General features: G+C 35.0%; 40 protein-coding genes. 1 reads left to right on the top strand and 39 read right to left on the bottom strand.

Annotated elements, in window-relative coordinates; all coding sequences use genetic code 11:
• Positions 1-40: 40 nt before the first annotated feature.
• The 5 genes from ACM6UH_RS04460 to ACM6UH_RS04440 all read right to left on the bottom strand — a co-directional run bounded on the left by ACM6UH_RS04460 (position 41) and on the right by ACM6UH_RS04440 (position 4,805).
• Complete coding sequence (locus ACM6UH_RS04460) at positions 41-280, bottom strand: DUF2273 domain-containing protein (RefSeq protein WP_011302618.1); 240 nt, start codon at positions 278-280, stop codon at positions 41-43.
• A gap of 12 nt (positions 281-292) precedes the next feature.
• Positions 293-829: an alkaline shock response membrane anchor protein AmaP gene (gene amaP / locus ACM6UH_RS04455; RefSeq protein ID WP_011302617.1), complete on the bottom strand. Its 537-nt coding sequence runs from the start codon at positions 827-829 to the stop codon at positions 293-295.
• Between the two features lie 144 nt (positions 830-973).
• The gene (locus ACM6UH_RS04450) at positions 974-2,548 is read right to left on the bottom strand and encodes a BCCT family transporter (protein ID WP_011302616.1); all 1,575 of its coding nucleotides are present in this window, start codon (positions 2,546-2,548) and stop codon (positions 974-976) included.
• A gap of 221 nt (positions 2,549-2,769) precedes the next feature.
• Positions 2,770-3,777, bottom strand: coding sequence for a zinc-binding alcohol dehydrogenase family protein (locus ACM6UH_RS04445; protein ID WP_061050508.1), 1,008 nt, complete (start codon positions 3,775-3,777; stop codon positions 2,770-2,772).
• A gap of 20 nt (positions 3,778-3,797) precedes the next feature.
• The gene (locus ACM6UH_RS04440) at positions 3,798-4,805 is read right to left on the bottom strand and encodes an NADP-dependent oxidoreductase (protein WP_061050507.1); all 1,008 of its coding nucleotides are present in this window, start codon (positions 4,803-4,805) and stop codon (positions 3,798-3,800) included.
• Positions 4,806-4,954: 149 nt separating this feature from the next.
• Here ACM6UH_RS04440 and ACM6UH_RS04435 point away from each other — a divergent pair, with 149 nt between their 5' ends.
• Entirely contained in the window at positions 4,955-5,947 is a 993-nt protein-coding gene (locus ACM6UH_RS04435) for an LLM class flavin-dependent oxidoreductase (RefSeq protein WP_011302613.1), read from the top strand.
• Between the two features lie 50 nt (positions 5,948-5,997).
• Here ACM6UH_RS04435 and ACM6UH_RS04430 read toward each other — a convergent pair whose 3' ends face one another.
• The 34 genes from ACM6UH_RS04430 to rplD all read right to left on the bottom strand — a co-directional run bounded on the left by ACM6UH_RS04430 (position 5,998) and on the right by rplD (position 25,100).
• On the bottom strand, positions 5,998-6,861 hold the full coding sequence (locus ACM6UH_RS04430) for an alpha/beta hydrolase (RefSeq protein WP_011302612.1): 864 nt from the start codon (positions 6,859-6,861) through the stop codon (positions 5,998-6,000).
• A 217-nt stretch (positions 6,862-7,078) separates the two neighbouring features.
• Positions 7,079-7,471, bottom strand: coding sequence for a 30S ribosomal protein S9 (rpsI, locus tag ACM6UH_RS04425; protein ID WP_002482644.1), 393 nt, complete (start codon positions 7,469-7,471; stop codon positions 7,079-7,081).
• Between the two features lie 19 nt (positions 7,472-7,490).
• Positions 7,491-7,928 carry a 50S ribosomal protein L13 gene (rplM, locus tag ACM6UH_RS04420; RefSeq protein ID WP_047504367.1) on the bottom strand — a complete coding sequence of 146 codons (438 nt, stop codon included), beginning with the start codon at positions 7,926-7,928 and terminating at the stop codon, positions 7,491-7,493.
• A 204-nt stretch (positions 7,929-8,132) separates the two neighbouring features.
• Positions 8,133-8,936 carry a tRNA pseudouridine(38-40) synthase TruA gene (truA, locus tag ACM6UH_RS04415; RefSeq protein WP_011302610.1) on the bottom strand — a complete coding sequence of 268 codons (804 nt, stop codon included), beginning with the start codon at positions 8,934-8,936 and terminating at the stop codon, positions 8,133-8,135.
• A gap of 6 nt (positions 8,937-8,942) precedes the next feature.
• A complete protein-coding gene (locus ACM6UH_RS04410) occupies positions 8,943-9,749 on the bottom strand; it encodes an energy-coupling factor transporter transmembrane component T family protein (protein WP_069793701.1) in 807 nt (268 codons plus the stop codon).
• Positions 9,739-10,602 carry an energy-coupling factor transporter ATPase gene (locus ACM6UH_RS04405; protein WP_011302608.1) on the bottom strand — a complete coding sequence of 288 codons (864 nt, stop codon included), beginning with the start codon at positions 10,600-10,602 and terminating at the stop codon, positions 9,739-9,741. Before ACM6UH_RS04405 ends, ACM6UH_RS04410 begins: the two co-directional genes overlap by 11 nt.
• Positions 10,599-11,408 carry an energy-coupling factor transporter ATPase gene (locus ACM6UH_RS04400; protein WP_011302607.1) on the bottom strand — a complete coding sequence of 270 codons (810 nt, stop codon included), beginning with the start codon at positions 11,406-11,408 and terminating at the stop codon, positions 10,599-10,601. Before ACM6UH_RS04400 ends, ACM6UH_RS04405 begins: the two co-directional genes overlap by 4 nt.
• An 805-nt stretch (positions 11,409-12,213) precedes the next feature.
• Positions 12,214-12,582, bottom strand: coding sequence for a 50S ribosomal protein L17 (gene rplQ, locus ACM6UH_RS04395; RefSeq protein WP_002482638.1), 369 nt, complete (start codon positions 12,580-12,582; stop codon positions 12,214-12,216).
• Positions 12,583-12,600: 18 nt separating this feature from the next.
• A complete protein-coding gene (locus ACM6UH_RS04390) occupies positions 12,601-13,545 on the bottom strand; it encodes a DNA-directed RNA polymerase subunit alpha (RefSeq protein ID WP_011302606.1) in 945 nt (314 codons plus the stop codon).
• A gap of 75 nt (positions 13,546-13,620) precedes the next feature.
• Complete coding sequence (gene rpsK / locus ACM6UH_RS04385; RefSeq protein WP_002482636.1) at positions 13,621-14,010, bottom strand: 30S ribosomal protein S11; 390 nt, start codon at positions 14,008-14,010, stop codon at positions 13,621-13,623.
• A 23-nt stretch (positions 14,011-14,033) separates the two neighbouring features.
• Positions 14,034-14,399 (bottom strand): 30S ribosomal protein S13, encoded by a 366-nt coding sequence (rpsM, locus tag ACM6UH_RS04380; protein WP_011302605.1) that lies wholly within the window; start codon positions 14,397-14,399, stop codon positions 14,034-14,036.
• 21 nt (positions 14,400-14,420) lie between these two features.
• Positions 14,421-14,534 (bottom strand): 50S ribosomal protein L36, encoded by a 114-nt coding sequence (gene rpmJ / locus ACM6UH_RS04375; RefSeq protein WP_002482634.1) that lies wholly within the window; start codon positions 14,532-14,534, stop codon positions 14,421-14,423.
• 31 nt (positions 14,535-14,565) lie between these two features.
• A complete protein-coding gene (infA, locus tag ACM6UH_RS04370) occupies positions 14,566-14,784 on the bottom strand; it encodes a translation initiation factor IF-1 (protein ID WP_001118443.1) in 219 nt (72 codons plus the stop codon).
• 171 nt (positions 14,785-14,955) lie between these two features.
• The gene (locus ACM6UH_RS04365) at positions 14,956-15,606 is read right to left on the bottom strand and encodes an adenylate kinase (protein ID WP_011302604.1); all 651 of its coding nucleotides are present in this window, start codon (positions 15,604-15,606) and stop codon (positions 14,956-14,958) included.
• Positions 15,607-15,623: 17 nt separating this feature from the next.
• Positions 15,624-16,916 (bottom strand): preprotein translocase subunit SecY, encoded by a 1,293-nt coding sequence (gene secY / locus ACM6UH_RS04360; protein ID WP_048787596.1) that lies wholly within the window; start codon positions 16,914-16,916, stop codon positions 15,624-15,626.
• Positions 16,916-17,356: a 50S ribosomal protein L15 gene (gene rplO / locus ACM6UH_RS04355; protein ID WP_002482631.1), complete on the bottom strand. Its 441-nt coding sequence runs from the start codon at positions 17,354-17,356 to the stop codon at positions 16,916-16,918. Before rplO ends, secY begins: the two co-directional genes overlap by 1 nt.
• Before the next feature lie 18 nt (positions 17,357-17,374).
• Positions 17,375-17,554, bottom strand: coding sequence for a 50S ribosomal protein L30 (gene rpmD, locus ACM6UH_RS04350; RefSeq protein ID WP_002482630.1), 180 nt, complete (start codon positions 17,552-17,554; stop codon positions 17,375-17,377).
• Between the two features lie 16 nt (positions 17,555-17,570).
• A complete protein-coding gene (rpsE, locus tag ACM6UH_RS04345) occupies positions 17,571-18,068 on the bottom strand; it encodes a 30S ribosomal protein S5 (protein WP_011302602.1) in 498 nt (165 codons plus the stop codon).
• A 20-nt stretch (positions 18,069-18,088) separates the two neighbouring features.
• Complete coding sequence (gene rplR, locus ACM6UH_RS04340; protein ID WP_011302601.1) at positions 18,089-18,451, bottom strand: 50S ribosomal protein L18; 363 nt, start codon at positions 18,449-18,451, stop codon at positions 18,089-18,091.
• 31 nt (positions 18,452-18,482) lie between these two features.
• Positions 18,483-19,019, bottom strand: coding sequence for a 50S ribosomal protein L6 (rplF, locus tag ACM6UH_RS04335; RefSeq protein WP_002482627.1), 537 nt, complete (start codon positions 19,017-19,019; stop codon positions 18,483-18,485).
• A gap of 27 nt (positions 19,020-19,046) precedes the next feature.
• Positions 19,047-19,445 (bottom strand): 30S ribosomal protein S8, encoded by a 399-nt coding sequence (gene rpsH / locus ACM6UH_RS04330; RefSeq protein WP_002482626.1) that lies wholly within the window; start codon positions 19,443-19,445, stop codon positions 19,047-19,049.
• 31 nt (positions 19,446-19,476) lie between these two features.
• The gene (locus tag ACM6UH_RS04325; protein ID WP_002482625.1) at positions 19,477-19,662 is read right to left on the bottom strand and encodes a type Z 30S ribosomal protein S14; all 186 of its coding nucleotides are present in this window, start codon (positions 19,660-19,662) and stop codon (positions 19,477-19,479) included.
• A 21-nt stretch (positions 19,663-19,683) separates the two neighbouring features.
• A complete protein-coding gene (gene rplE, locus ACM6UH_RS04320) occupies positions 19,684-20,223 on the bottom strand; it encodes a 50S ribosomal protein L5 (RefSeq protein WP_002482624.1) in 540 nt (179 codons plus the stop codon).
• 25 nt (positions 20,224-20,248) lie between these two features.
• On the bottom strand, positions 20,249-20,566 hold the full coding sequence (gene rplX / locus ACM6UH_RS04315; protein WP_002482623.1) for a 50S ribosomal protein L24: 318 nt from the start codon (positions 20,564-20,566) through the stop codon (positions 20,249-20,251).
• A 42-nt stretch (positions 20,567-20,608) separates the two neighbouring features.
• Positions 20,609-20,977 (bottom strand): 50S ribosomal protein L14, encoded by a 369-nt coding sequence (gene rplN, locus ACM6UH_RS04310; RefSeq protein ID WP_433912001.1) that lies wholly within the window; start codon positions 20,975-20,977, stop codon positions 20,609-20,611.
• 31 nt (positions 20,978-21,008) lie between these two features.
• Positions 21,009-21,272, bottom strand: coding sequence for a 30S ribosomal protein S17 (rpsQ, locus tag ACM6UH_RS04305; RefSeq protein WP_002482621.1), 264 nt, complete (start codon positions 21,270-21,272; stop codon positions 21,009-21,011).
• A 26-nt stretch (positions 21,273-21,298) separates the two neighbouring features.
• Positions 21,299-21,508, bottom strand: a complete 210-nt coding sequence (rpmC, locus tag ACM6UH_RS04300) for a 50S ribosomal protein L29 (RefSeq protein WP_002482620.1) — start codon at positions 21,506-21,508, stop codon at positions 21,299-21,301.
• The gene (gene rplP / locus ACM6UH_RS04295) at positions 21,498-21,932 is read right to left on the bottom strand and encodes a 50S ribosomal protein L16 (RefSeq protein WP_002482619.1); all 435 of its coding nucleotides are present in this window, start codon (positions 21,930-21,932) and stop codon (positions 21,498-21,500) included. The genes rpmC and rplP overlap by 11 nt, the downstream gene beginning before the upstream one ends.
• Positions 21,933-21,934: 2 nt before the next feature.
• Positions 21,935-22,588 carry a 30S ribosomal protein S3 gene (rpsC, locus tag ACM6UH_RS04290; RefSeq protein WP_002482618.1) on the bottom strand — a complete coding sequence of 218 codons (654 nt, stop codon included), beginning with the start codon at positions 22,586-22,588 and terminating at the stop codon, positions 21,935-21,937.
• Positions 22,589-22,612: 24 nt separating this feature from the next.
• Positions 22,613-22,966: a 50S ribosomal protein L22 gene (rplV, locus tag ACM6UH_RS04285; RefSeq protein WP_002482617.1), complete on the bottom strand. Its 354-nt coding sequence runs from the start codon at positions 22,964-22,966 to the stop codon at positions 22,613-22,615.
• 28 nt (positions 22,967-22,994) lie between these two features.
• Positions 22,995-23,273 (bottom strand): 30S ribosomal protein S19, encoded by a 279-nt coding sequence (gene rpsS, locus ACM6UH_RS04280; protein ID WP_002482616.1) that lies wholly within the window; start codon positions 23,271-23,273, stop codon positions 22,995-22,997.
• A 64-nt stretch (positions 23,274-23,337) separates the two neighbouring features.
• Positions 23,338-24,171, bottom strand: a complete 834-nt coding sequence (rplB, locus tag ACM6UH_RS04275; protein WP_011302600.1) for a 50S ribosomal protein L2 — start codon at positions 24,169-24,171, stop codon at positions 23,338-23,340.
• A 30-nt stretch (positions 24,172-24,201) separates the two neighbouring features.
• Positions 24,202-24,477: a 50S ribosomal protein L23 gene (gene rplW / locus ACM6UH_RS04270; RefSeq protein ID WP_011302599.1), complete on the bottom strand. Its 276-nt coding sequence runs from the start codon at positions 24,475-24,477 to the stop codon at positions 24,202-24,204.
• The gene (rplD, locus tag ACM6UH_RS04265; protein ID WP_002482613.1) at positions 24,477-25,100 is read right to left on the bottom strand and encodes a 50S ribosomal protein L4; all 624 of its coding nucleotides are present in this window, start codon (positions 25,098-25,100) and stop codon (positions 24,477-24,479) included. The genes rplW and rplD overlap by 1 nt, the downstream gene beginning before the upstream one ends.
• Positions 25,101-25,119: the final 19 nt, after the last annotated feature.

The raw sequence follows: 25,119 nt of genomic DNA, 5'->3' as shown, positions 1-25,119 counted from the left end.
CTTAATAATCACTACTACTTTGTTACATCATTTTAATCGATTAACTCCATCGATTAAGGAAATTTAAAAAGTCTTGCTTACGGTCTTTAGTATACCCGATTCCTATTCCAATCAAACATAATACTAAAATTAAAATTGTACTCCAAAAACCTAAAGTTAGGAATAAAATCGCAATGATTAAGAATGCCAAGAAGCCGATAATTCTCCATTTAAAAGTTTTGAAAAAATCAACCACTTCTTGTGTAGAATCTTGTCCATTTTGGTTATTATTGTTAGCCATGATAACCCTCCCTTACAACACACGTTTGCCTGAAGTTTTTTGATCTCTAACGTTAACCTCTAATTTAGAAACAGGTAGTTCTGTAAAATGCTCAACATTTTGCTTGATGTCATTTCTAATTTCTTCTGTTAAAGATTTAACCTGAACATCGCCAGGAACAAAGAAATCTGCTTTTAAAGCAATGTGAGATTTCTTCTTCTTGTTATAAAGTTTAGCAATGACGTTTGGTTGACGTATTTGATCATATTGTGTAAGTGTATCGTAAGCTGATTTTTCAACCGCTTTTCTAGACACATAAATATGACCATCTTCAAAATCTTTATAAAGTCCAGGTTTTCTATACGTAGGTTTAAACAAGCTGAATACTAAAATGAGACCAATAATAATAAGTAATGCGGCTAATCCAATAAGTGTTGGTTCAAACCAGTTAAACTGAGTAAAATAATCTTGATACTGAGTTATTCTGGAATCTTTAATATACATAAAGAGTAAAAAGCCAACAATTACTACGATTAAAAGGCCAAGGATAAAATTCTTAAGTCGTTTCACCTCGTATGACACCTCCTATGCTTTGATAATATGTACTTGTCATACAGAATAAATACCCTTAAAAAAATTCTTAGAAACATTTTTATTGAATTTTATTTTTAACAATTTTGGCAAAACAAATTGGGACTCACTATTAAATTTTGCTTATTTACTATTTTGTTCAAATTTATCTTCCTGATTTGCTTTACGATATTGTAAAAGCTTATCATCTGAAATCATTAATTTATTACTAGGCCTTGGTTTTTCAATAGATAATGATTTAAAAAGTGACCAAATCATAAATATAATAACAATCGAGAATGGCAAGGCTGCGATGATTAATAAGTTCTGAATAGATTGCGTGCCGCCAGTATAGATCATAATCATAGCGAATAATGCTAAAATAATGCCCCAACTTACTTTAACAAAACCTGAAGGATTGATACTGCCCTTCGAACTAAGCATACCTAAAACATACGTAGCTGAGTCAGCTGAAGTTACAAAGAAAATCATAATAATGACTAATGTCACTATACTGAGTACAAACCCTAATGGAAAATGTTCTAACGTCGCAAATGTCGCTGTTTCGGTTGCTTCTTTTGCAATATTGGCAATTCCATTTTGTTGTAAATAGATGGCAGACGCACCAAAGACTGCAAAAAATAAGAAACAAACAACTGCTGGTACAAATAGTACCCCCAGTATAAATTCTTTAATCGTTCTACCTCTAGAAACACGTGCAATAAATATACCTACAAATGGTGCCCATGAAATCCACCATGCCCAATAGAATATCGTCCATTGTTGTAGCCATTGGAATTTTTCTCCGCCTGCTTGTGGGATACGTAAACTCATATTAAAGAAATTCGCAATATAGTCTCCCAATGAATTGGTAAACGTATTTAAAATATTCAATGTTGGTCCGACACAAAATAGAACAAGTAATACAATAAAAGCTAAAATCATATTGATATTACTTAGATTTTTGATCCCTTTATCAATACCAGACCACGCTGACCATGTGAATAATACGGTTGCTATCACAATAATAATGACTTGTGTTACAAAATTCGACGGAATATCGAATAAGAAATGCAAGCCTTCATTGATTTGTAAAGCACCAAATCCCAATGTTGCTGCTACACCTGTAACTGTGGCAATGATAGCTAAGACATCTATCGAACCACCTATAGGTCCTCTCATCATTTTAGTTCCTAAAATAGGTGTTAGTGTAGCACTTACTAAACCTGGATAACCTTTATGAAAATTAAAATAAGCAAATACAAGTCCAACTATGCCATATACAGCCCAAGCATGAACGCCCCAATGGAAAAATGAGAATTGCATAGCTTCATTTATGGCGGTTTGTGTACCTGCCTTATGTAACGGTGTTAAAGTGAATGCATGGCTAATAGGTTCTGCAGTTGTCCAAAATACTAAACCGATACCCATACCCGCACTAAATAACATGGCAAACCATGATTTTAAAGAGAATTCAGGATCTTCTCCTTCTTCCCCTAAAGTAATAGATGAATACCTTGAAAATAATAAATAAACACAAACAATTAAAATAAATAATACAAGTAATAAATAATACCAGCCAAAATTGACTGCAATAAAATTCGTAATATTTTGCGTAACCATTTCAAGTTGCTTAGGTAAAACTGCACCATACACCACAAATAGCGTACAGATTAGTAATGCTACCCAAAATACCACTGTTAATTTATTTAGACGCATATCAAATTTACACACTCCCTATACTTTATGTATGATACATACCCTATCTTTTTGAATATATTCGTATACAGCGAACAGTGTTACAGATAATTAAATATTAATAATCACGCTTCGAAATTAAAAAAACATCTTTTAAATTAACCATTGCTAAGTGGCCTAATTTAAAAGATGTTTATAATACGTTTATATTGCATGTTTAAATAAAATGACTTTGTTTACACTTATAGTTTAATAACCAGTTTGCCTATCATTCCTTGGTTTTCAAGTTTAACATGCGCCTCGTATAAATGATCGACAGTTAAACCTTCAATCACTTCTGTAACAGTTGGTTTATAAATACCCGCTTCGATTTTTTCAGTTATATCTGTTAAATAATCACGATGTATTTGCATATCTTCTGTTTCATGAATTGGACGGGCTGACATGAATTCATGTGTGAATGTAATACTTTTAGGTTTGAGTAAGTTTAAATCTTGCTTATTGTTAAAGGCTACAATCGTAACTATCGTGCCTCTAGGTTTTACTAATTCAATCATCTTTTCATAGTACATATCCGTATCAAATGTACAGAAGATATAATCTACTTCACTTATTTCATATTTCTTGAATTCTTCAGCTAAATCATTTTTATGGTTAAGCACAATGTCTGCACCCATATCTTTGGACCAATTAATTGTTTCTTCACGTGATGCTGTTGTAATAACATTTAAACCGTAATGCTTTGCGATTTGCGTAGCGATACTTCCTACACCGCCTGCACCATTAATAATTAAGATAGATTTACCTTTGTTTTCTTCTGGATTAAATGAAATTTTAAAAGCATCAAATAATGTTTCATATGCTGTAAGTCCTGTTAAAGGCAAGCTTGCCGCTTCCACATTTGATATATTCTTTGGTTTTTTAGCTACTAATCGTTCATCTACTAATTGCAAAACTTGGTTAGACCCTTGATATTTTGGAGATCCAGAATAATATACCTCATCACCAACATTAAAATAGCTTACATCTGGTCCTACCGCCTCAACAATACCTACACCATCATAGCCCAATATGCGTGGTGCATGCTCTACTGGTGTTTTTCTTATTTTTGTATCTACCGGATTCACACTGATTGTTTTAACACGAACCAGTAATTCATATTGCTTTGGTTGTGGCGTTTCAGTATCAAACTCGTAAAATAAATTACCTTCATCTAAATTAAAATTTTTATCTGCACCAATCGCTTTCATAACATGCATCTCCTTAATAATTAGTTATTATCCGAAACTTGAACGACTTGTTTACCAAAGTTATCACCTGTAAATAAGTTTCTAAAGGCTTCTGGTACATTGTCGAATCCTTCCATTACTGAAGTTTTTGTTTTAATCTTATCTTGTTGTACCCATTGCGCAAGTTCTTTACTTGCATTAGCAAAATCATCGGCATAATTTGCCACGATAAAGCCTTGCATTAAGGCCTGTGATTTAATAATAATTGGCTGAATACGTGGGCCATATTCTATTTCTGTATTATTGTAACCTGAAATAGCACCGCACACAGGTATACGTGCAAATTGATTTAAGTGTTTCATTACTTCATCTCCGACAGTACCGCCAACATTTTCAAAGTAAACATCTACACCATTAGGTACTGCTTTGGACAGTGCTTCTGAAAAGTTATCTGCTTTATAGTCAACAGCCTCATCAAATCCTAAAGACTCAGTTAAGTAGTTCGTTTTTTCTTTGCCACCAGCAATCCCCACTACGTGTGCGCCTTTTAATTTAGCTATCTGACCCACTACTGAACCTACCGCACCTGAAGCGGCTGATACTACAACCGTTTCTCCTTCTTGGGGTTGTCCAATTTTTAATAAACCATGATATGCCGTTTGTCCCGTCATACCTAGTACACTTAGATATAAATATAAAGGGATATTCGTTTGCGTAACCTTAATGGCATGCTTTGCTTTTACATTCACAACTTTTTGCCAAGGGAAAGTACCTGTAACAATGTCACCTTTATTGAACCCATCCGCATTGGATTCAGTTACTTTACCAACGATGTGACCATTCATTGGTTCATTTAATTGGAATGGTGTAATATATGATTTACTATCATCCATTCGACCTCTCATGTATGGATCTACTGAAATATAGAGCGTCTCAATTTGTATTTCTTCACTATCTGGCATACCAACTTCAACTGTTTCATACTTGAATACATCATTAGAAGGAATACCTTCTGGTCTTTTGGCTAATACGATTCTTTCTGTTTTCATTATATTGCCTCCATTCACTCTTTTCTTATATTCTATAGAGATAGTTTTGTTCTATCAATCAAATCGCTTATTTAGACTTATCAGCTCATGTTATGATTTGGCTATATTATACAAATTAAACTTAATATTGAAGATTGGGGAAATCTATTGTGAAACTAAGTATATTAGATTATGTTCCAATATTTGAAGGACGTAGTGCAACAGACGCAATCAATCACGCTGTAGCTTTAGCACAATTATCCGAACAATTAGGTTATCAACGTTATTGGATTGCAGAACATCACCAAGTATTGTCTGTTGCTTCTAGCGCACCTGAAATGCTAATGATGTCTTTATTAGAAAATACGACATCGATTAAAATTGGCAGTGGCGGTATCATGTTGCCTCACTATAGTGCCTATAAAGTCGCTGAAATATTTAAAGTTATGGAAGCACGCCATCCTAACCGTGTAAACATAGGTACTGGTCATTCTCCAAGTTATAAAAATGTCAATCAAGCACTAAATGAATTTAAATCAGAGCAACCTGACTACTTAACGCAAATTAAAGATTTAATACATTATTTTAATGATGACACAGATAGTAACCACCGTTATAAGGATTTACGTGCCACACCGATAATAGAAACCAAACCGGATATGTTCATCTTAGGTACAAGTAAAACAAGCGCTACACTTGCGGCTAAACAAGGACTCTCTTTTGTCATTGCCAACATGGGGCAAAATAAAAATCAAATACAATCAGTGATTAATCATTATCGTTGGTTGTTCAAACAATATCACCCAGCAAAACAGTCATATGTAATTATGTCTTCTTTCGTCATAACAGCTACCGACGCAAGTCAGCGTGAGTCATTAGCACATGCTTTTCATCTATGGTTACTGCGAATTAACTACTTGGATCAACCTAAATTTTATCCGTCGACCTCTTATGCAGCACAACGAAAATATTCGTCCCGCGAATTAGAAAAAATAGAACAACATCAAAATAGAGTTATCGTAGGTTCTCCAGATGAAGTCATCTCAAAATTAAAATTAATGATGACAGATTTTGATATTGACGAAATCATGATTCAACCACACGTATTTGGTGAAGAAAATCGTAAATCATTATTAAATTTATTATCTAAAGCTAATGCTTAAATAAGCCAGTGCTACCAACATGATGATTGGGTAGACACTGGCTTATTTTGTTAATGCTTTTCATTTCCCCATAAAAATGTGTTGATTTTATCTATGACAGTTTGATTATCATGTAATTCACTATGCTCTGCTTGAGGGCCCGTCACTTTAAAGGTTTCATAACTTGCTATGTGATCTCCTAGTAAATATTCCAACGATTTTGAAGATACATTTGTTACACGTCCATCTGAATGTGTGCCATTGCCAATATCACCATAAATATTTAACACATGAGCATCTTTAGGATATTCATGCTTCATTGGTAATATATCTTTATAATCTTTTAACATTAAATTAGGTTTTCCTTGATTGTTCAATGTTATATTTAAATCTAAACCATTGATGTCTACTTCGCCGTTAAAATTTCCTGCTAAACTAACTTGTTTATTTAGTTTTGGTAAATGCAGATCATCACCATAATTCAACATATAATAACTGAAAGATTGATTACCCATGGAGTGTGCTACAAAATTAAATTTATTAAAATGATACTGTGTCATGGTCGCAATGATGACATTTCGAATCCACTGTGCATTTTTGTTTAAATCTTTATTTGTATTATCTTCTAAAATAATGTCAATGATTGGATTTTTCGCATTAAAATTTAAATCCCCTTCAAATGTCACCATTCCATTTCGAGATACCCTTGCCCTAACAACATCTTTTTCATTATCTGATTGGTGAGCAGCGTTCACTAATAACTTCATTGAGTTTCCTGTACCTGCATAACCATGTAAATAAAACGTGGGTATATGACTACGATCGTTATGACTAATTTTTCTATTGTCGTTAAATTTAAAAATTGAAATTGTAATGATGACAAATAAAATAATCATCATTACGATAGTTGTATATATCGCTGTTCTCTTTTTCATATTCGTACTCCAAATTAAAAAATTGTGTACTACTATTATAGATTAAATGACTCAAATAAGCATCATTTAGTAGTCATTGTGATATCTATAATAAATAAAAAAAGCTCCAGCTTATGCTGGAGCTTTAAAACGATGATTAATTTGAACACAAATTGCTGTTGCAACTCGTGTACCAAATCTGTAAGCGAACAATAGATTCGCAACAGTTTCGGTAATATTAACGTTTTGAGAATTGTGGTGAACGACGAGCTTTTTTAAGACCTGGTTTTTTACGTTCTTTCATACGTGGGTCACGAGTAAGTAATCCAGCGCGTTTTAAAGAACCTCTGTATTCAGGATCAGCTTCTAATAATGCACGAGAAATTCCGTGACGGATTGCTTGAGCTTGTCCAGTAAATCCTCCACCTTGAACGTTAACTAATACATCATAGTTACCTTTAGTTTCTGTTACATCGAATGCTTGGTTAATGTCTAAAATTAATGATTCGAATGGTAAATAGCTACGTACATCGCGACCGTTTACAGTAATATTACCTTCGCCTGGTACTAAACGTACACGTGCTACTGAGTTTTTACGACGGCCTGTGCCTCTATATTCAACTTGTGCCAATGTAATTTCCTCCTTTTAATTAACCACGTAACTCGTAGTTTTCTGGTTGTTGTGCAGCGTGTGGATGTTCAGCGCCACCATATACAAATAATTTTTTACCTTGTTTTTCACCTAAACGAGTGCTTGGTAGCATTCCTTTAATTGAATTTTCAAGTAAACGTTCTGGGTTATTCGCTTTTAACTCACCAGCTGAAATTGATTTAATTCCACCTGGGTGGTTAGAGTGACGATAGTACATTTTATCGCGCTCTTTATTACCAGTGAAATGGATTTTTGAAGCGTTGATGACGATTACGTAATCACCTGTATCAACGTGTGGTGTATAAGTTACTTTATTTTTACCGCGTAAAATAGCTGCTACTTCTGATGATAAACGACCAAGTGTTTTACCTTCAGCATCAATAACATACCATTTGCGCTCAATGTTTGATTCATTAGCCATAAATGTTTGACGCATATAATTGTCCTCCTAGAATGAATAAATGTTTCTCGTTTAATAGTTTATACTTTTTAAAACTTAGATTTCATTTATTTTATTAATTGTTTGTTTCTACGTGCTTCTATATCGTGTTACACAATAAGATTCCGGGGCTTATCGTGGGTGATATAAAACAATACCGTTAGTAATCGTATAATTTTTCTGTCGTTTTGTCAATCTAATTTAAAGATTTTGTGATGATTTTTTTTGATGTATTTTTATATTATTACCAAAGTCTTGAATTAATTCATTGGGTGTTAAATAAATCTTCTCTAAGTACAATCCTTCAGCCGGTGCGGTAAAGGGAACTTGATTACGATCTCTTGCTTCTAATAACTGTGGGACCTCTTGTGGTTCTCTCTTGCCTTTACCCACTTCTATTAAAAATGCAATTAACACACGTACCATATTATATAGGAATCCAGAGCCTGTGACAATATAGTCAAAGCCACTTTCTGTCTTTTCTATGCGACTTTCATATAATGTTCTTATCTTACTTTCAACCTCAGTCTTCTGAGAACAAAAGCCTGTGAAATCATGTGTGCCTATAAAATGTTGCGCTGCCATATTCATCTTTTCAATATCTAACTGTTCAGGCACATAAGTTTTTAATCCACAAAGAAATGGATCTTTATGGGCTGATTGATAAATCTTATAACGATAAGATTTTCCAACGCAATCATATCTACAATGAAAATCATCATTAACAAAAGAAACATCATTGACATAAATATCATCTGGTAGCGCACGGTTCATTGCATATTGCCATTGCTGTTCTGGAATATTTAATTCTGTATCAAAATGAAAATACTGTTCAATCGCATGTACGCCTCTGTCGGTTCTACTACTTGGATGTATTCTTACCTCATGCTTATGCATGCGTTTTAATATCTTTTCAAATTGCTGTTGAATGGTTCTTCCGTGTTGCTGAATTTGGAAACCAAGAAACTGGCTCCCTTGGTATGAAATATTAACTAAGACTCGCATCTGTTATTACACTCCTAAATATTTAAAACCAAATAATATAATGGCAATGGGTATAATCAAAATTAATGTAATTGTATCCTTAAACTGCCACTCTAATCTGCGATAGCTGGTACGTATTTTTTGAGTATCGTACCCTCTTACTTCCATGGCTATAGCTAAATCTTCTGCTCTTTGGAAAGCTGAAATAAATAATGGGATAAGTAAGGGTATAAATGCTTTGATTCTGTTAATAAGTCCACCTGAACTTATTTCTGAACCACGTGATTTTTGCGCTAAAATAATTTTATCTAATTCATTCATTAATGTTGGTATAAATCTAAGTGCAATGGACATCATCATACTCAATTGATGTACTGGTATTTTAACAATTTTAAGCGGTGATAATAATCGTTCGAACGCATCAGTCAAATCTATCGGACTTGTACTTAAGGTCATAATCGTTGATATCATGATAATAAACATCAGTCTAAGTACAATATAGATACCTTCTAGAATACCCTGTATATCTATAGAAATAAATCCTATTTCAAATATGCGTGAACCACCTTTAGTTAGAAATAAATGCATAAGAAAGGTAAATATTAAAAATATCCATATTGGTGTTAATCCCTTAATTAAGAACCAAAATTTTATATGTGCTAATTTCATAATGCTAATTATCAAAATAAATAACCATAAATATGTTCCAAATGAGTGTGCAAAAAATATTAACACAATAAATAAAAATACAAATATTAATTTAGCTCTAGGATCCAAATGATGGATAATTGTATTTAAAGGAAGATAGCGTCCAATTATAAACTTATCTTTCATCTTCTTGCCACTCCTTATACATATCAATAAATTCATCTTCTGTTAATGCTATTTTATTGAAATAATATTGATATTTATCCTCAATATCTCTTTGCAATTTTACAACATCTGGAACATCTAAATGCAATTGATTAACATAATTCGTATCACTAAACAACTTTCTAGGTGAGCATTCTTCGACGAGTTGACCTTGTTTCATTATTTTTATTTCATCCACATATTTTGCAACATCATTCATTTCGTGTGTCACAAGTATGATTGTTTTATTTTGTTCTACTTGCAGTTTTTTAATCATTTTCATTATTTGATCTCTACTTTTTGGATCAAGTCCAGCCGTAGGTTCATCTAATATAACGATATCTGGATCCATAGCCAATATAGATGTTATAGCAATTTTTCGCATCTGACCACCAGACATCTGAAAAGGTGATTGCTGCAATATATCTCTACTAAAACCAAAATCGATTAATAGCTTATATGCACGTGCTTTCACTTCATCTATAGGCATATTAAAGTTTTTTGGACCAAACAATATTTCTCTTTCTACTGAATCTTCAAAGAGTTGTGATTCAGGAAATTGGAACACAACACCGATACGCTTACGAATTTGTTTCAATACTTTATCCTTAGTTTTATGGGTAATGGTTATATCATCGATTTGCAATTTACCGGTAGAAGGTTTAAGTAAACCATTAAAATGCTGGATTAATGTCGATTTACCAGAACCAGTTTGACCTATGACTGCGTAATATTTCCCTTGTTGAAATGTAGTTTCAATATCCCTTAAAGCTACATGTTCAAATGGGGTACCCTTTTGATATACATAACTTACTTGACTAAATTTGACTGTCATATTTTTTTTACCAGCCCTTCATAAGTTATAAAATCCGTGCTCCCCAACAAAGTACGTGCCATGCGAATAGAAAAAGGTAAATCTAACCCAATTTCCGTCAAACCGTCTCCATCATTAAATACATCATGCGGCTTACCTGTTTGATATACTTCACCATCATTTAAGACAACTAAATAATCTGCTTCTGCAGCTTCAGTTAAGTCATGTGTAATAGAAATGATTGTAACCTCTTTTTCTTCTTTCAAGCGATGGATTAAACTAATAAGTTCTTTTCTTCCTGCAGGATCTAACATAGACGTTGCCTCATCCAATATAATTACATCTGTATTTAGTGCAAGAACACCAGCAATTGCAACCCGTTGTTTTTGACCACCAGAGAGTGACTGTGGCTCATAATCTGCTCTATCTAACATTTCAACGTCTTCCAACGCTTTGGGCACTATACGTTGCATATCGTCATATGAGACGCTATTATTTTCAAGTCCAAAAGCGACATCGAACGCTACTGTAGAACCCACAAACTGATTTTCTGGATTTTGAAAGACAATGCCTATATGCTGTCTCAAATCACTCAAATTTTGTTGGTTAATACATTGATTACGAAAATAAATATGCCCATCACTAGGTTTTTCAATACCGACCATTAATTTTGCAATCGTAGATTTACCAGAACCATTATGACCAACAATTGAAGTCCATTTCCCTTTTGGAATGCCAAAAGATACATCATTTAACGCAAGTGGCTCATCACTATTATATTTAAATCTAACATGGTTAAATGTAATAATATTGTCATGCGTATCCATATCTCTAGCCTCCCAATTAATCATAACGCTTTTTATATACCTTATCTATTTTACATGAAAAGGTAATCTAAAGAAAGTTTAGATAGTTAATCATTGTGACAAAATCAATCCGTATTCTAATTTAAAAACGTGTTTAAGTTGCAATAATTAATGTTTACTATTGCTCGCAATTGCATAAGATTCCCTAAATTACTTTGGAATTATGGTTCAGTCGATTACTATTGCTCCGCAATTGCATAAGACCCCCTAAATTCCTTTGGAATTAAGGTTCAGTGGTTTACTATTGCTCCGCAATTGCATAAGACCCCCTAAATTCCTTTGGAATTATGGTTCAGTGGTTTACTATTGCTCCGCAATTGCATAAGACCCCCTAAATTCCTTTGGAATTAAGGTTCAGTCGATTACTATTGCTCCGCAATTGCATAAGACCCCCTAAATTCCTTTGGAATTAAGGTTCAGTCGATTACTATTGCTCCGCAATTGCATTAGGCCCCCTAAATTCCTTTGGAATTAAGGTTCAGTCGATTACTATTGCTCCGCAATTGCATAAGACCCCCTAAATTCCTTTGGAATTAAGGTTCAGTCGATTACTATTGCTCCGCAATTGCATAAGACCCCCTAAATTCCTTTGGAATTAAGGGGGTCTAATAATATAAAAAAGCGCGCACCCCATCATAATTTTTGAGTTCACGCTTTAAAGTTTTATTTAGTTTTGATGGGGTACTCTGAGCTAGACAATATTTGTATGTGGCAAACATTATCGTTGCACTCATTTGCTTTATATATAGTAGTACATGTATTTAAATTAAACTAATTCAATAATTACTGATTCAGCACCATCGCCGCGACGAGGACCTACTTTAAGAATACGAGTGTAACCGCCTTGACGTTCTGTATAACGTTCAGCAACTTCACCGAATAATTTTTGTAATGCAGTTTGTACTGTTTCATCTTCGTTTAAGATTTCAACATTACGTAAAGTTTTAGCTGCTTGACGACGTGAAGCTAAATCGCCTTTTTTACCTAAAGTGATTAATTTTTCAACAACACTACGTAATTCTTTTGCACGCGCTTCTGTAGTTTCAACACGTTCACTAACGATAAGTGAAGTAGCTAAGTCACGTAACATCGCTTTACGTTGATCAGAAGTACGACCTAATTTTCTGTAACCCATGAGTTAACCTCCTTTATATTAATCTTCTTTTCTTAAACCTAAACCTAGGTCTTCAAGTTTATACTTAACTTCTTCTAAAGATTTACGACCTAAATTACGTACTTTCATCATATCTGCTTCAGATTTATCAGCTAATTCTTGAACAGAGTTGATACCTGCACGTTTTAAGCAATTGTATGAACGTACTGATAAGTCTAATTCTTCAATAGACATTTCAAGTACTTTTTCTTTTTGATCCTCTTCTTTTTCAATCATGATTTCAGCATTTTGTGCTTCATCAGTTAATCCAACGAAGATATTCAAGTGTTCAGTTAAGATTTTTGCAGCTAATGAAACTGACTCTTGTGGTGTAATTGAACCATTTGTCCAAACATCCAATGTCAATTTATCAAAATCACTACTTTGACCCACACGTGTGTTTTCTACAGTGTAGTTAACACGTTCAACTGGAGAATAAAGTGAGTCGACTGGAATTACACCAATTGGTAAATCACTAGTTTTGTTTTGTTCTGCTAATGCGTAACCTCTACCCTTGTTAGCAACTAGACGGATTTTTAAATGTCCACCTTTTGAAACTGTTGCAATTTTAATCTCAGGATTTAAAATTTCAACATCACTATCATGAGTAATGTCACTTGCAGTTACATCGCCTTCATCTTTAACATCAATTTCTAAAGTTTTATCTTCTTCAGAATAGATTTTCAATGCTAGTTTTTTGATGTTCATAATAATTGTAGATACATCTTCAACGACATTGTCTATTGCTGAGAATTCGTGTAATACGCCTTCGATCTCAATGTACTTAACGGCTGCACCTGGTAATGAAGATAGTAGGATACGACGTAAGGAGTTTCCTAGTGTAGTACCGTAGCCACGTTCTAGTGGTTCAACAACGAACTTACCGAATTTAGCATCTTCACTAATTTCAATTGTTTCAATTCTAGGTTTTTCGATTTCAATCATTTACAAATATCCTCCTTGTTTACGTCGATTGATTTTTACTGTATTTCTCAGTGACCTGCGACAATAACAATAAAATTATACGCGACGACGTTTTGGCGGACGACAACCATTATGTGGTACTGGAGTAACGTCACGGATTGCAGTTACTTCTAATCCAGCTGATTGTAACGCACGGATAGCTGATTCACGACCAGGACCTGGACCTTTTACAGTAACTTCAACAGATTTTAAACCATGTTCCATAGCTGTTTTTGAAGCAGTTTCTGATGCCATTTGAGCTGCAAATGGAGTTGATTTTTTTGAACCTTTAAATCCTAATGCACCTGCTGATGACCATGATAACGCATTACCAAATTCATCAGTAATAGTTACGATTGTATTATTGAATGTTGAACGGATGTGTGCCACACCATTTTCAATATTCTTTTTCACTCTACGTTTACGAGATACTTGTTTACGTGCCATTTAAATTTTGCCTCCTTTACCTATTATTTTTTCTTGTTAGCTACAGTTTTAACTGGGCCTTTACGAGTACGAGCATTGTTTTTTGTTTTTTGTCCGCGAACTGGTAATCCACGACGGTGACGGATACCACGGTATGATGAGATTTCCATTAAACGTTTAATGTTTAAGTTTTGCTCACGACGTAAGTCACCTTCTACTTTATAGTTGTCAACAATTTCACGGATACGACCTAATTCATCATCAGTTAAATCTTTAACGCGTGTTTCTGGTGATACGTTAGCTTCTTCAGCAATTTTGTTAGCTGTAGTAGTACCGATACCATACACATAAGTTAATGAAATAACAATACGTTTTTCACGTGGAATATCTACTCCTGCAATACGTGCCATAATTATTTACACCTCTCTTTATTAACCTTGTCTTTGTTTATGTTTTGGGTTGCTACAAATTACCATTACTTTACCTTTACGTTTAATGACTTTACATTTTTCGCAAATTGGTTTTACTGATGGTCTTACTTTCATTTTTAAACCTCCCTATATTATGGAGTGACGATTATTTATAACGATACGTAATTCTTCCGCGTGTTAAATCATACGGAGACATTTCTACTGTTACTTTGTCGCCAGGTAGAATACGAATATAATTCATTCTAATTTTACCACTTACGTGAGCTAAAATTTCATGACCATTTTCTAATTCTACTTTAAACATTGCATTTGGTAAAGTATCTAATACAGTACCTTCTAATTCAATTACATCCTGTTTAGCCATTAATTAACTTCCCCCTTTATGAAATAGTCGGTTATCGTCAAAAATCAACTCTAACCATACGTGTCTATAAGTGTTGTTAATCAGTTTAACAAATATAATGAATTACGTAATCGCATTGTCACTCTTATTTAATTATACCTTTGACATTACATAGACCGTACAAAGTTGATCTTATTTTAAATCTTCTAAGATATCAATGACGTCGTTTGTAACGACTTTAATATCTCTAGAACCATCAATGTTTTTCAAAACATTTTTATTATCATAGAATTCTAAGATAGGTTTAGATTGTTTTACATTGACGTTTAAACGATTAGCAACTGTTTCTGGGTTGTCATCTTCACGTTGATATAATTTACCACCGTCAAGATCACAAATACCATCAACTTTTGGAGGATTGAATACAAGATGATAAGTTGTTCCGCATTTCTCACAGATTCTACGACCAGTGAGGCGGTTCATTAATTCTTCTTCAGGTACCTCTATATTGATAACAGCATCAATTTCTCTATCTAATTCTTTCATGATATTACTTAATGCTTCAGCTTGTTCAATAGTACGAGGAAAGCCGTCAAGTAAGAATCCTTTTTTCGCATCGTCTTCAGATATTCTATCTTTAACGATACCCACAGTAACTTCATCAGGGACTAATTCTCCACGATCCATGTACGATTTAGCTTCTTTACCTAAATCCGTTTCATCTTTAATCGCTTTTCTGAACATGTCACCAGTAGATATGTGTGGAATTGGGAATTTCTTAACAATTTCACTCGCTTGAGTTCCTTTACCTGCACCAGGTAAACCCATTAAAATGATATTCATAAATGCCCTCCTACAATTTATCTACCACCAAAGCCTCTATAATCTTTTTGGCTCACTTGAGCTTCTAGACTTTTCATTGTTTCAATCGCTACACCAATTACAATTAGTAAGCTCGTACCACCAACCTGAATAGACTGTGGTAAGCTCATTACTTTCGTTGCAATAATTGGCAGAATCGCTATTACAGCTAAGAATATTGATCCGACAAAAGTTAAACGATAGAGAACTCTAGTAATATATTTTTTGGTTTGTTCGCCAGGTCTAATACCTGGAACATAACTTCCTTGTTTCTTCAGGTTATCTGCCATCTTTTCAGGATTAACTTGTACAAATGCATAGAAGTAAGTAAATGCTATGATGAGTACAACGTACACAATCATACCAATGTTATTCGATGGATTTGCCACGTCTGATACCTTTTGCGCCCAACTTGCGTCAGGGAAAAACAATGTCAATGTTCTTGGTAACAAGAAGAATGCCATTGCAAAGATAACTGGGATAACACCTGCAGAGTTAACTTTCAAAGGTAAATATGTTGCTTGTGAACCTAATCGTTGTGCTGATTGTTTCTTCGCATATTGAATTGGAATTTTACGAATAGCTTGTAGTACATATATTGCACCAACCGTTAATAATATCATTCCAATAATTAAGCCAATTACTTTCAACCAAGCCATAGAAGTATCATCTTGGCCAACAAAGGCCTGTTGATAAAACTGGATTAGTGATGAAGGTAATGAAGACAAAATACCAGCGAAGATGATAATGGAAATACCATTACCAACACCGAATTGAGTGATTTGTTCACCTAACCATATTAAGAATGCTGTTCCAGCTGTTAAAACAACAGCGATTAATAAATAACTAAGAATCGATTGATCCATGATCAATTGACCTTTTAAATAATTATTAAATTGGAAAGCCATCCCAATAGATTGGATAAAAGCAAGTACAATAGCAAAATAACGCGTTACGTTATTAAGTTTCTTTCTACCTGCATCACCTTGTTTTGCCCACTCTGAAAACTTCGGAACAATATCCATTTGTAATAACTGCATTACGATTGACGCAGTAATATAAGGCATTATACCCATGGCAAAGATAGAAAAGTTCTTCAAGGCTCCGCCACCAAATGTATTTAACAAGTCAGTGACACCTTGAGAACCTTGTTGACTGTCAAAAGCAGCTGGGTTAACACCAGGTGCTGGAATATAAGTACCTATTTTAAAAATAACTAACATTGCGAGAGTAAAAAAGATCTTGTTACGAACTTCTTTTGTTTTAAAGAAGCTCACAAGCGTTACAAACATTAGATCACCTCGTGTGCTCCGCCTTTTGCATCAATAGCTTCTGCTGCAGATGCAGAGAACTTGCTAGCTTTAACTGTTAGTTTTTTATCAAGAGAACCAGTACCTAGTATTTTAATACCAGATTTTTCACTCTTAACTACACCAGATTCTACTAATAAAGCAGGAGTTACTTCAGTACCATCTTCAAATTTATTAAGTTGGTCTAAGTTAACAATAGCATATTCTTTACGGTTGATGTTAGTAAAACCTCGTTTTGGTAAGCGACGGAATAATGGTAATTGTCCACCTTCGAAGCCTGGTCTTACACTACCACCTGAACGCGCTTTTTGTCCTTTTTGTCCACGACCACTAGTTTTACCGTTACCAGTAGCTGCACCACGTCCAACGCGGTTACGAACTTTACGAGAACCTTCTGCTGGTTTTAACTCATGTAATTTCATATCGGCACCTCCTTAAAATTATTTTTCTTCTACTGTCACTAAGTGACTTACTTTGTTGATTTGCCCACGAATAGCAGGGTTATCTTCAACAACTACTGAAGAGTTTGTTTTTTTCAAACCTAAAGCTTCAACAGTTTTACGTTGTGTTTCTGGACGACCTATAACACTACGAGTGAGGGTAATTTGTAATTTAGCCATAACTTATTTTCCCTCCTTAATTGTATAATTCTTCTACTGATTTGCCGCGTAATTTCGCAACATCTTCAGCATTTTTAAGGTTTTTTAATCCATTGATTGTAGCACGAACCATGTTAATTGGTGTATTTGAACCTAAAGATTTACTTAAGATATCAGTGATACCCGCTAATTCTAATACCGCACGAACAGGGCCACCTGCGATTACACCAGTACCTGGTGCAGCTGGTTTCATAAATACACTGCCTGAACTGAAACGTCCAGTAATTGTGTGAGGTGTTGTACCTTCAACACGTGGAACTACAACTAAATCTTTTTTAGCTGCTTCAACTGCTTTTTTGATTGCTTCAGGTACCTCTTGTGCTTTACCAGTACCGAAACCAACGCGACCGTTCTTATCTCCAACTACTACTAATGCAGTGAAACGGAAACGACGACCACCTTTTACAACTTTCGCAACACGGTTAATTGTAACAACGCGTTCTTCAAATTCTTTCGCTTCTTCTCTACGAGCCATGTAAATGTCCCTCCTTTAAATTAAAATTCTAAACCATTTTCACGAGCTGCATCTGCTAAGGCTTTAACACGGCCATGGTATAAATATCCTCCACGGTCAAATACAATTGTTTTCACGCCTTTTTCGCTAGCTCTTTTAGCTACAGTTTCGCCAACTTTAGCTGATAATTCAACTTTTGATCCAGATTCATTTGCTAAATCTTTTTCTTGAGTTGAAGCTTGTGCTAATGTTTTACCACTTACATCATCAATGACTTGTGCATAGATGTGTTTATTTGAACGATAGATGTTCAAACGTGGTTTTTCTGCTGTGCCAGCTAATTTATTACGTACACGCGCATGTCTTTTAAGACGCACTTTGTTTTTATCAATTTTGCTGATCATCTTAATACTCCTTTCTTCTGAAAGTTATTTATTATTTACCAGTTTTACCTTCTTTACGGCGAACGTATTCACCTTGGTAACGAATTCCTTTACCTTTATAAGGTTCTGGAGGTCTTACTGAACGAATGTTTGAAGCGATTGCTCCAACTTGTTCTTTAGAAATACCAGCAACAGTTACTGTTGTGTTTTTCTCAACACCGAAAGTAATACCATCATCAGCTTTAATTTCAACTGGGTGAGAGTAACCAACGTTTAAAATTAAGTCATTACCTTGCATTTGAGCACGGTAACCAACACCAACAAGTTCAAGTGTTTTTTGGTATCCTTCTTTAACACCTTGTATCATATTGTTAATTAAAGCACGAGTTGTACCATGTACTGTTCTATCATCTTTAGAATCAGTTGGTCTTACAACTTCTAAAGTGCTTTCGTCTTGTTTATATGTCATTCTTTCATTCATTGTTCTTGATAATTCACCTTTAGGACCTTTAACAGTGATTGTGTTACCTTCAACACTTACTGTTACGTCGCTAGGGATGTCAATAATTTTTTTACCAACACGACTCATGTTATCGCACCTCCTTATTATTTATTATTACCAAATGTAACCTAGGATTTCTCCACCGATGTTACGTTTTCTAGCTTCTTTATCAGTTACAACACCTTCAGAAGTTGAAACTAATGCAATACCTAAACCATTAAGTACTTTAGGTACTTCGTTAGCTTTAGCATATACACGTAAACCAGGTTTTGAAATACGTTTTAAACCAGTGATAACACGTTCATTGTTTTGACCATATTTAAGGAATAAACGGATAACCCCTTGTTTATCGTCTTCAACGTATTCTACGTTTTTAATGAAACCTTCACTTTTTAAAATTTCAGCAATTTCTTTTTTAATGTTTGAAGCAGGTAATTCTAATTTATCGTGACGCACCATGTTTGCGTTTCTTACACGAGTTAGCATATCTGCAATTGGATCGTTGATTGTCATTGATTGTTGCCTCCTTTCAGACTATTTTCTATTACCAGCTAGCTTTACGAACGCCAGGGATTTGGCCTTTATAAGCTAATTCACGGAAACAAATACGGCATAATTTAAATTTACGATATACAGAATGTGGACGACCACAGCGTTCACAACGAGTATACTCACGTACTTGGAACTTTTGTTTTTTTTGTTGCTTAGCAACCATTGAAGTTTTAGCCACTTAATTAGCCTCCTTTAGAGATTATTTGTGAAATGGCATACCGAATTGTGATAACAATTCACGAGCTTCCTCGTCAGTGTTAGCAGTCGTTACGATAACGATATCCATTCCTCGTACTTTATTTACTCGGTCATAGTCAATTTCTGGGAAAATTAATTGTTCTTTAACACCTAAAGTGTAGTTACCTCTACCATCGAATGCAGTTTTAGATACACCTTGGAAGTCACGTACACGTGGAAGTGAAACAGCAATTAATTTATCTAAAAAGTCATACATTCTTTCACCACGTAGTGTTACTTTCGCACCGATAGGCATACCTTCACGTAAACGGAATGTTGCTACTGATTTTTTAGCTTTTGTAATTAATGGTTTTTGACCAGTGATAGCTTGTAATTCTTCTACAGCATCATCTAATACTTTAGTATTTTGAACAGCGTCACCGACACCCATATTTACAACGATTTTTTCTATTTTTGGAACTTCCATTACTGAACTGTAGTCAAATTGCTTAACTAAGTTTTGAGTAACTTCAGAATTGAATTTTTCTTTTAAACGGTTCACAGTGGATCCTCCTTTCAATTAATTATTAATTATTAGATTTGATTTCTTCGCCAGATTTTTTAGCGATACGAACTTTTTTACCATCTACGAATTTATGACCTACGCGTGTTGGTTCATTCGTTTTAGGGTCTAATAACTGTACATTAGAAACATGGATTGCTGCCTCTGTTTCTAAGATTCCACCTTCAGGATTAAATTGAGTTGGTTTTTGGTGCTTTTTAATTATATTGACACCTTCCACAACGACACGGTCTTTTTTAGGTTCAGTTGAAACAACTTTACCTTCTTTACCTTTGTCTTTACCTGCGATAACTTTTACGTTGTCACCTTTTTTGATATGCATGTGTGGCACCTCCTTAAATTTATATATTTTACAAATGTTTTATTAAAGTACTTCTGGAGCTAATGATACAATTTTCATGAAGTTGCCTTCACGTAATTCACGAGCAACAGGTCCAAAAATACGAGTACCACGTGGGCCTTTGTCGTCACGAATGATGACACATGCATTTTCATCAAATTTGATATATGAACCATCGTTACGGCGTACACCTGATTTAGTACGAACTACAACAGCTTTTACTACTTCACCTTCTTTGACAACGCCACCTGGTGTAGCATTTTTAACACTTACAACGATAACGTCACCAATGTTAGCTGTTTTACGACCAGATCCACCTAATACTTTAATTGTAAGAACTTCACGCGCACCAGAGTTATCTGCTACTTTTAATCGTGTTTCTTGTTGGATCATGAGTTAAACCTCCTTTATCTTCACTATTTAATTAAATAATTACTGATTCTTCAACAATTTCTACCAAACGGAAACGTTTAGTTGCTGATAAAGGACGAGTCTCTTGTATCTTAACTGTGTCCCCTAATTTAGCTGAGTTGTTTTCATCATGAGTTTTGTATTTTTTAGAGTATTTTACTCGTTTACCATATAACTTGTGTGTTTTGTATGTTTCAACAAGTACAGTTATCGTTTTATCCATTTTATCGGAAACGACTCTACCTACATAAACTTTACGATCATTTCTTTCGCTCACTTTAGTAACCTCCTCTTTCAATTGAATTATTGATTCGCTTTACCTTGTTCAATTTCTCTTTCACGAGCAACAGTTTTTAGACGTGCAATCGTTTTTCTTACTGTGCGAATACGTGCAGTTTCCTCTAATTGACCTGTAGCTAACTGAAAGCGTAGGTTAAAAAGCTCTTCTTTTGAAGATTTGATTTGTTCTTCGATTTCTGAAGTGGTTAAGTCTCTAATTTCCTTAGCTTTCATTTGTTTCACCACCCAATTCTTCACGTTTTACAAACTTAGTTTTAACTGGAAGTTTGTGACTTGCTAAACGTAATGCTTCACGCGCAACTTCTTCGTTTACGCCTGCGATTTCAAATAAAATTCTACCTGGTTTTGCTACTGCAATCCAACCTTCTACTGCACCTTTACCAGCACCCATACGTACTTCTAAAGGTTTTTGAGTGTAAGGTGTATGTGGGAAGATTTTAATCCAAACTTTCCCGCCACGTTTCATGAAACGAGTCATTGCAATACGAGCTGATTCGATTTGACGAGATGTGATCCAAGACGTTGTAGTTGCTTGCAAACCATACTCACCAAATGTTACATAGTTACCGCCTTTAGAACGACCAGTAGTTTTAGGACGATGTTGACGACGATATTTTACACGTTTTGGTAGTAACATTACTATTTTCCTCCTTCACTAGTGTTCTTAGTAGGAAGAACTTCTCCACGATAAATCCATACTTTGACACCTAATTTACCGTAAGTAGTGTCAGCTTCTGCATGTGCATAACCAATGTCAGCACGTAGTGTATGAAGTGGAACAGTTCCTTCTGAATATTGTTCAGCACGAGCGATGTCAGCTCCGCCTAAACGACCTGAAACTTGTGTTTTGATACCTTTGGCACCAATTTTCATTGCTCTTGTAATAGCTTGTTTTTGTACACGACGGAATGAAGCACGGTTTTCTAATTGGCGTGCAATATTCTCAGCAACTAATTTAGCATCTAAATCAACTTTTTTGATTTCGATAACGTTGATGTGTACTTTTTTGTTTGTTAATGAGTTTAATTTGTTACGTAATTTTTCAATTTCTGAACCGCCTTTACCGATAACCATACCTGGTTTACCAGTATGAATAGCGATGTTGATACGATTAGCAGCACGTTCAATTTCAACGTGTGAAACTGATGCTTCTTGTAATGCGTTATCAATATACTTACGGATTTTTAAATCTTCGTGTAATAATGATGCGAAGTCTTTTTCTGCATACCATTTAGCTTCCCAATCACGGATTACACCAACACGAAGTCCGATTGGATTAATTTTTTGACCCACAGTGTACCCTCCTTAAAAAATATATTAAGCTTCTTTAGCTTCTTCTTTACCGTCACTTACGACGATTGTAATGTGGCTTGTACGTTTGTTAATCGCACTTGCACGACCTTGTGCACGTGGACGGAAACGTTTTAATGTTGGTCCTTCATTAGCATAAGCTTCTTTAACTATTAATTCATCAGTGTTCATGTCATAGTTATGTTCAGCATTAGCTAAAGCGGACATTAATAATTTTTCTACTACTGGTGATGAAGCTTTGTTTTTTAATTTTAAAATTGCAATAGCTTCTCCAGCGCTCTTACCTCTAATTAGATCTAATACTAATCTAACTTTACGAGGTGCGATTCTTATTGTTTTAGCAACCGCTTTTGCTTCCATTCGAATTTCCTCCTCTACCTGTTAGAAATTATCTTCTAGTTTTTTTGTCGTCTGCAGCGTGTCCTTTGAAAGTACGAGTTGGTGCGAATTCTCCTAATTTATGACCAACCATATCTTCTGTTACGAATACAGGCACATGTTTACGTCCATCATATACAGCGAATGTATGTCCGATAAAATCAGGGAAAATAGTTGAACGACGTGACCAAGTTTTGATTACTTGTTTTTTCTCGCTTCCGCTTTGAGCTTCAACTTTTTTCTTTAGATGATCGTCAGCGAAAGGTCCTTTTTTAATACTACGAGCCATAGTGGCGCCTCCCTTCTTATTGTGTGCGTGCAGCTATTAAGCCGCACACGCAAATAAGTTATTTTTATTTTTTCTTACGTCCACGAACGATAAGTTTGTCTGAAGATTTTTTACCACGACGAGTTTTCTTACCAAGCGTAGGTTTACCCCAAGGTGACATTGGAGATGGTCTACCGATAGGTGCACGACCTTCACCACCACCGTGTGGGTGATCGTTAGGGTTCATTACAGAACCACGAACTGTTGGGCGAATGCCTTTCCATCTAGAACGTCCTGCTTTACCAACGTTTACAAGTTCATGTTGGATGTTACCAACTTGACCAATAGTAGCACGGCAAGTTGAAAGAATCATACGTACTTCGCCAGATCTTAATCTGATTAATACATATTTACCTTCTTTACCAAGTACTTGTGCACTAGCACCAGCTGAACGAGCAATTTGTCCACCTTTACCAGGTTTTAACTCGATGTTATGGATTACTGTACCTACTGGAATGAATTGTAATGGTAATGCATTACCTACTTTAATATCTGCTTCTTCACCGCTTTCAAGAACTTGACCTACTTTTAGGTTTTTTGGAGCGATGATATAGCGTTTTTCACCATCAGCATAAACTAATAATGCAATGTTTGCTGAACGGTTTGGATCATATTGTATTGAATCAACTTTAGCATTGATTCCATCTTTATTACGTTTGAAGTCAATAACACGGTATTGACGTTTGTGTCCTCCACCGTGGTGGCGAACTGTCAATTTACCTTGGTTATTTCGTCCCGCTCTTTTCGGTAGCGGTTGTAATAATGACTTTTCAGGTGTAGTTTTCGTGATTTCAGCGAAATCTAAACTAGTCATATTACGACGACCATTAGTAATTGGCTTATATTTTTTTAGAGCCATTGTCGTTTACCTCCTTATTGGTAATGTTTTTTAGTTGAAAAGATCAATTGATCCTTCTTTTAATTTAACGATTGCTACGCGTTTTTTGTTTGTATAGCCTTGGTAACGGCCCATACGTTTTTTCTTTGGTTTGTAGTTAATGATGTTTACATTATCAACTTTTACATCAAAGATTTCTTCAACAGCGATTTTAACTTGTGTTTTATTAGCACGAGTATCAACGTCGAATGTGTATTTGTCTTCAGCCATAGCAGCTGAAGATTTCTCAGTGATTACGGGGCGCTTAAGAACGTCTCTTGCTTCCATTATCCGAGCACCTCCTCAACTTTTTTAGCAGCTGATTCTGTAATTACTACACTGTCAGCGCTTGTGATATCTAGAACGTTTAAACCTTGAGCTGTAGTTACTTGAACACCAGGGATGTTACGTGCTGATAAAGCAACATTCACATCTTCAGATTCTGTTACTACTAATACTTTTTTAGGTTGTTCTAAATTAGAGAGTACAGTTTTGAACTCTTTTGTTTTTGGAGCATCTAGGTTTAATGCATCAACAACAGTTAAGCCTTTCTCTTGTACTTTGAAAGATAATGCTGAGCGTAATGCTAAACGGCGCATTTTCTTAGGCATTTTGTATGAGTAGCTTCTTGGTGTTGGTCCGAATACGATACCACCACCACGCCATTGTGGAGCACGGATTGTACCTTGACGCGCACGTCCTGTACCTTTTTGTCTCCATGGTTTACGTCCACCACCACGTACTGCTGAACGGTTCTTAACAGCGTGAGTACCTTGGCGTAATGAAGCACGTTGTAAGTTAATTGCTTCAAAAAGAACGTTGTTGTTTGGTTCGATTGCAAATACTGCATCGCTTAGTTCAACTGAACCTGATTTAGTTCCATCTACTTTTAATACATCATAATTAGCCATTATGCAATTCCTCCTTTCG

Origin of the sequence: Staphylococcus sp. LKG4-2, from assembly GCF_050955665.1 — a bacterium.
GTDB lineage: Bacteria > Bacillota > Bacilli > Staphylococcales > Staphylococcaceae > Staphylococcus > Staphylococcus saprophyticus.
Note: the sequence above shows the minus strand (reverse complement) of the source record. Positions and strands in the feature narration are given on the sequence as shown.

Bases quoted from the DNA above. Each gene is read 5' to 3' on its own strand.
- ACM6UH_RS04460 (WP_011302618.1), bottom strand. From the start codon at position 280: ATGGCTAACAATAATAACCAAAATGGACAAGATTCTACACAAGAAGTG.
- ACM6UH_RS04450 (WP_011302616.1), bottom strand. From the start codon at position 2,548: ATGCGTCTAAATAAATTAACAGTGGTATTTTGGGTAGCATTACTAATC.
- ACM6UH_RS04445 (WP_061050508.1), bottom strand. From the start codon at position 3,777: ATGAAAGCGATTGGTGCAGATAAAAATTTTAATTTAGATGAAGGTAAT.
- ACM6UH_RS04440 (WP_061050507.1), bottom strand. From the start codon at position 4,805: ATGAAAACAGAAAGAATCGTATTAGCCAAAAGACCAGAAGGTATTCCT.
- ACM6UH_RS04430 (WP_011302612.1), bottom strand. From the start codon at position 6,861: ATGAAAAAGAGAACAGCGATATATACAACTATCGTAATGATGATTATT.
- rplM (WP_047504367.1), bottom strand. From the start codon at position 7,928: ATGCGTCAAACATTTATGGCTAATGAATCAAACATTGAGCGCAAATGG.
- truA (WP_011302610.1), bottom strand. From the start codon at position 8,936: ATGCGAGTCTTAGTTAATATTTCATACCAAGGGAGCCAGTTTCTTGGT.
- ACM6UH_RS04410 (WP_069793701.1), bottom strand. From the start codon at position 9,749: ATGAAAGATAAGTTTATAATTGGACGCTATCTTCCTTTAAATACAATT.
- ACM6UH_RS04405 (WP_011302608.1), bottom strand. From the start codon at position 10,602: ATGACAGTCAAATTTAGTCAAGTAAGTTATGTATATCAAAAGGGTACC.
- ACM6UH_RS04400 (WP_011302607.1), bottom strand. From the start codon at position 11,408: ATGGATACGCATGACAATATTATTACATTTAACCATGTTAGATTTAAA.
- rplQ (WP_002482638.1), bottom strand. From the start codon at position 12,582: ATGGGTTACAGAAAATTAGGTCGTACTTCTGATCAACGTAAAGCGATG.
- ACM6UH_RS04390 (WP_011302606.1), bottom strand. From the start codon at position 13,545: ATGATTGAAATCGAAAAACCTAGAATTGAAACAATTGAAATTAGTGAA.
- rpsK (WP_002482636.1), bottom strand. From the start codon at position 14,010: ATGGCACGTAAACAAGTATCTCGTAAACGTAGAGTGAAAAAGAATATT.
- rpsM (WP_011302605.1), bottom strand. From the start codon at position 14,399: ATGGCACGTATTGCAGGAGTAGATATTCCACGTGAAAAACGTATTGTT.
- rpmJ (WP_002482634.1), bottom strand. From the start codon at position 14,534: ATGAAAGTAAGACCATCAGTAAAACCAATTTGCGAAAAATGTAAAGTC.
- infA (WP_001118443.1), bottom strand. From the start codon at position 14,784: ATGGCTAAACAGGATGTAATTGAATTAGAAGGTACTGTATTAGATACT.
- ACM6UH_RS04365 (WP_011302604.1), bottom strand. From the start codon at position 15,606: ATGAATATCATTTTAATGGGTTTACCTGGTGCAGGTAAAGGAACTCAA.
- secY (WP_048787596.1), bottom strand. From the start codon at position 16,916: ATGTTTGTAACGCTTGTGAGCTTCTTTAAAACAAAAGAAGTTCGTAAC.
- rplO (WP_002482631.1), bottom strand. From the start codon at position 17,356: ATGAAATTACATGAGTTAAAACCAGCAGAAGGTTCTCGTAAAGTTCGT.
- rpmD (WP_002482630.1), bottom strand. From the start codon at position 17,554: ATGGCTAAATTACAAATTACCCTCACTCGTAGTGTTATAGGTCGTCCA.
- rpsE (WP_011302602.1), bottom strand. From the start codon at position 18,068: ATGGCTCGTAGAGAAGAAGCGAAAGAATTTGAAGAACGCGTTGTTACA.
- rplR (WP_011302601.1), bottom strand. From the start codon at position 18,451: ATGATCAGCAAAATTGATAAAAACAAAGTGCGTCTTAAAAGACATGCG.
- rplF (WP_002482627.1), bottom strand. From the start codon at position 19,019: ATGAGTCGTGTTGGTAAAAAAATTATTGACATCCCTAGCGACGTAACA.
- rpsH (WP_002482626.1), bottom strand. From the start codon at position 19,445: ATGACAATCAACGATCCAATTGCAGATATGCTAACTCGTGTAAGAAAC.
- rplX (WP_002482623.1), bottom strand. From the start codon at position 20,566: ATGCATATCAAAAAAGGTGACAACGTAAAAGTTATCGCAGGTAAAGAC.
- rplN (WP_433912001.1), bottom strand. From the start codon at position 20,977: ATGATCCAACAAGAAACACGATTAAAAGTAGCAGATAACTCTGGTGCG.
- rpmC (WP_002482620.1), bottom strand. From the start codon at position 21,508: ATGAAAGCTAAGGAAATTAGAGACTTAACCACTTCAGAAATCGAAGAA.
- rplP (WP_002482619.1), bottom strand. From the start codon at position 21,932: ATGTTACTACCAAAACGTGTAAAATATCGTCGTCAACATCGTCCTAAA.
- rplV (WP_002482617.1), bottom strand. From the start codon at position 22,966: ATGGAAGCAAAAGCGGTTGCTAAAACAATAAGAATCGCACCTCGTAAA.
- rpsS (WP_002482616.1), bottom strand. From the start codon at position 23,273: ATGGCTCGTAGTATTAAAAAAGGACCTTTCGCTGACGATCATCTAAAG.
- rplB (WP_011302600.1), bottom strand. From the start codon at position 24,171: ATGGCTCTAAAAAAATATAAGCCAATTACTAATGGTCGTCGTAATATG.
- rplW (WP_011302599.1), bottom strand. From the start codon at position 24,477: ATGGAAGCAAGAGACGTTCTTAAGCGCCCCGTAATCACTGAGAAATCT.
- rplD (WP_002482613.1), bottom strand. From the start codon at position 25,100: ATGGCTAATTATGATGTATTAAAAGTAGATGGAACTAAATCAGGTTCA.